The organism is Pseudomonas sp. PICF6 (genome assembly GCF_009831705.1).
In the GTDB taxonomy this organism is placed as follows: domain Bacteria; phylum Pseudomonadota; class Gammaproteobacteria; order Pseudomonadales; family Pseudomonadaceae; genus Aquipseudomonas; species Aquipseudomonas rhizophila.
The window spans coordinates 159,531-163,528 of record NZ_WUUD01000002.1; the positions used below are offsets into that span (position 1 = coordinate 159,531).

Annotated in this window: 4 protein-coding genes; all 4 read left to right on the forward strand. The window is 63.1% G+C overall.

The window, feature by feature from the left end:
* The coding region (locus tag GSM73_RS26680) for an alanine:cation symporter family protein (RefSeq protein ID WP_256676645.1) at window positions 1-259 on the forward strand (259 nt) is incomplete at its 5' end.
* Between the two features lie 129 nt (window positions 260-388).
* The gene (locus GSM73_RS01800; protein ID WP_047226714.1) at window positions 389-1,393 is read left to right on the forward strand and encodes an asparaginase; all 1,005 of its coding nucleotides are present in this window, start codon (window positions 389-391) and stop codon (window positions 1,391-1,393) included.
* 233 nt (window positions 1,394-1,626) lie between these two features.
* Window positions 1,627-2,619 (forward strand): AraC family transcriptional regulator, encoded by a 993-nt coding sequence (locus GSM73_RS01805; protein ID WP_047226713.1) that lies wholly within the window; start codon window positions 1,627-1,629, stop codon window positions 2,617-2,619.
* A gap of 405 nt (window positions 2,620-3,024) precedes the next feature.
* Window positions 3,025-3,998: histone deacetylase family protein (locus GSM73_RS01810; protein ID WP_160891504.1), on the forward strand; the 974-nt coding region annotated here is incomplete at its 3' end.

Below are 3,998 nucleotides of genomic sequence, written 5' to 3' on the forward strand. Positions count from 1 at the left end.
CGTGTTCGCCTTCGCCGACATCACCATGACCCTGCTGGCGTTCGTGAACCTGATCGCGTTGTTCCTGCTGTTCAAGGTCGGCATGCGCATCCTGCGTGACTACGATGACCAGCGTTCGGCCGGCATCAAGGTTCCGGTTTTCGATTCAAGCAAGTTCCCGGACCTGGATCTGGACCGCAAGGCCTGGCCAGCCAACCCTTCGGCACCGGTAGCCGCGCCTGGAAAGGCTTCGGCAGGCGTGGCCGCCGCGCAACGCTGATCGGTAGGCTGTTGGAAAAACCGGGCGCACCCTCTGCGCCCGGCGTGACACAGCGTAAGGTCGGCGTCATGCTCGACCTTATGTTGTGACAGCCCGATGAGCTGTCGCTTTCGTCCTCGGAGAACACCCATGAATTTCTCGACCTACCCTGCCGCCCAGCACGTCATGGTGCTCTACACCGGTGGCACCATCGGCATGCAGGCCAGCGCCCATGGCCTGGCCCCGGCATCCGGTTTCGAAGCACGGATGCGCGATTACCTGCACAGCCAACCCGAACTCGTCATCCCGCAATGGCGTTTCCGGGAAATGTCGCCGCTGATCGACAGCGCCAACATGACCCCGGCCTACTGGCAGCAACTGCGCGAAGCAGTGGTCGACGCCGTGGATGTACAGGGCTGCGACAGCGTATTGATCCTGCACGGCACCGATACGCTGGCCTACAGCGCGGCCGCCATGAGCTTCCAGTTACTCGGCCTGCATGCGCGGGTGTGTTTCACCGGCTCCATGTTGCCCGCCGGCGTGACCGACAGCGATGCCTGGGAAAACCTCAGTGGCGCGCTGGTCGCCCTCGGCCAGGGGCTGGCGCCGGGTGTGCATCTGTATTTCCACGGCGAGCTATTGGCCCCGACCCGTTGCGCCAAGGTGCGCAGCTTCGGTCGCCATCCGTTCAAACGCCTGGAGCGTCAGGGCGGTGGCATCAAGGCAACCTCGCTGCCGGCACAGCTCAATTACGACCAGCCCAAGCAACTGGCGAACGTCGCGGCGCTGCCGCTGTTTCCCGGCATCAGCGCCGAAATTCTCGATGGCCTGCTGGGCAGCGGCATCCAGGGCCTGGTGCTGGAATGCTACGGCAGCGGCACCGGCCCGAGCGACAACCCGGCCTTCCTCGCCAGCCTCGAGCGGGCGCGGGACAGCGGCGTGGTGGTCGTGGCCGTGACTCAATGCCATGAAGGTGGCGTCGAGCTGGATATATACGAGGCCGGCAGCCGTTTGCGGGGCGCTGGCGTGCTGTCCGGCGGCGGCATGACCCGCGAAGCCGCGCTCGGCAAGTTGCAGGCGTTGATCGGCGCCGGGCTGCCGGTGGATGAGGTTCGCCGGCTGGTTGAGCTGGATCTGTGTGGCGAACTCACCTAATTCAAGCCGGGCATCAACTTGTGGCGAGGGGATTTATCCCCGCTGGGGTGCGGAGCGCCCCCACTGCCTCAACGCCGCGCTTTATCAGATAGAACTCAGGGGGGCCGCTGCGCGGCCCAACGGGGATAAATCCCCTCGCCACAGATAAATTCCTTTGCCGCTGTGGTTCATGCTGAAAAACCGCCCGGCACACAACTTGCTCCATTTCCAGCCTCCTCCGGCCGGAAACGAACATGCTTCACTCCCACCTGACCACACTCAACGCCGTCTCCCTGGTACTCAATACCTTCAAGCACGAAGGCCTGCCCAGTGATGCATTGCTGACCGGCAGCGGCATCAGCGCGGCGGATCTGAGCCGGGCCGACACGCGCATCACCACCAATCAGGAGATGCAGGTCTGCGCCAATGCCGTGGCCCTCAAGCGCGACATCGGCCTGGAACTGGGCTTGCGCATGCACGTGTCGTCCTACGGGATGCTCGGGTATGCCCTGCTCAGCAGTGCCACTTTGGGTGACGCTTTGCGTTTGGCGCTGCGCTATCCGGCGCTATTGGGAACACTCTTCGACCTGCATCTGGAAGAAGGCCATGAAACGGTCTGGCTCAGCGCCAGCGATTATCGGGAGAACCCGGCCCTGGCGGTGTTCAACGCCGAGTTCTGCATGGTTTCGCTCAAAGTCATCTGCAACGACCTGCTCGGCCAGACGCTGCCCCTGCGCGCGGCGCGCTTCGAACATTCGGCGCCCGATTACCAGGCGCGCTACGCAGCGCTTTTCGACTGCCCGGTGCGTTTCGACAGCATCGATAACGCGTTCGCCTTCGACCGTCACTGGCTGGAACAACCGCTGCCCCTGGCCGACCCCATCACCCACCACGCCATGGCCGAACGCTGCCGTCGGCAGAACACCGAGTTCACCGGTCGCCAGGCCTGGCTGGGGCGGATTCGCCAACTGCTCAGTGCACAATTGAACGCCGCTCCTGGCCTGGAAGGCTTGGCAGAACAAATGAACTGCTCGTCGCGCACCTTGCGTCGTCACCTCAAAAATATGGGCTGCAGCTATCAAGAACTGCTCGACGAACTGCGCTTCGAACGGGCCAAGCAGATGCTGTGCGAGGATAAATTGCCGATCTATCAGATTGCCGAAATGCTCGGCTTCAGCGAAACCGCCAGTTTTCGACATGCCTTTGTGCGCTGGAGTGGGGTGGCGCCGAGTCAGTTCAGGTCCTGAGCTTTCGTTAATCGCCGCTTTCACGCACAACACCTAACCCTGTGGGAGCAAGGCTTGCCCGCGATGGCGTCCGCTCAGACACATCCGGCGTCCTAAAGGCTGACGCCAGGCAGACCGCAACAACCGGTCTACGACGGCTGCGCCGCCGAGCGGGAGCAAGCTCCCTCGCCACGGACCTCTTACATCCGTTAGACCAGGCTGCAATGTGCCGCCGCCATCGCGAGCAAGCTCGCTCCCACAGGGGTTCCATGCCCCAACCCCGCGCACACCCGCGCCACCAAGGGGCGATTTACGGTCAAACCTTTTGGCCATTTCGATCCCCTTTTGGCCTCTCCTGCCGTTCTCTGAAACGCCGCACACCGCAAGACTGTGTTCAAACCGACCAGCCTTGCGGAGAACAAAAAAATGCTGACGATCTATTCAGACGATCACCACCTGCACCACGGGCGTTGCGAGTTGATGGACGGGCAATTGATGCCCTGCTTCGAGATGCCGTCCCGGGCCGATCATGTGTTGGAGCGGGTCAAGACGCAGGGGCTGGGGCCAGTGGAGGCGCCGCAGGATTTTGGTCTGGGGCCGATCCAGCGCATCCACAGCGCGGCGTATCTGGAATTTTTCAAAGGTGCTTGGGACCGCTGGGCCAAGTACAACCGCGAGGGCGATTTGTTGCCCTTCACCTGGCCGGCGCGGACCTTTCGCACGGTCATACCCACGAGCCTGCACGGCCAGTTGGGTTATTACAGTTTCGACGCCGGCGCGCCGATTACCGCTGGCACTTGGCAGGCAGCCTACAGCGCCGCCCAGGTCGCCCTCACCGCCCAGGCCGAGATCCAGCGCGGCGCTCGCAGTGCCTTCGCGCTGTGCCGCCCGCCGGGGCACCACGCCGCCGGCGACTTGATGGGCGGTTATTGCTACCTCAACAACGCCGCCATCGCCGCCCAGGCGTTTCTCGACCAGGGCCATAAGAAGGTCGCGATCCTCGATGTCGATTACCACCATGGCAACGGCACCCAGTCGATTTTCTACGAGCGCAGCGACGTGCTGTTCGCTTCGATCCACGGCCACCCGGAAGCCGAGTTTCCATTCTTCCTTGGCTACGCCGACGAGTACGGTGAAGGCGCCGGTGAAGGCTTCAACTTCAACTACCCTTTGCCGGCCGGCTCAGGTTGGGACACCTGGAGCGTCGCGCTGGAGCAGGCCTGCGGGCAAATCCAAGGCTACGACGCCGATGTCATCGTCGTGTCCCTGGGCGTGGACACCTTCAAGGACGACCCGATCTCGCAGTTCAAGCTCGACAGCCCGGATTACCTGGCGATGGGCAAGCGCATCGCCACGCTCGGCAAACCGACCCTGTTCGTGATGGAAGGCGGCTATGCGGT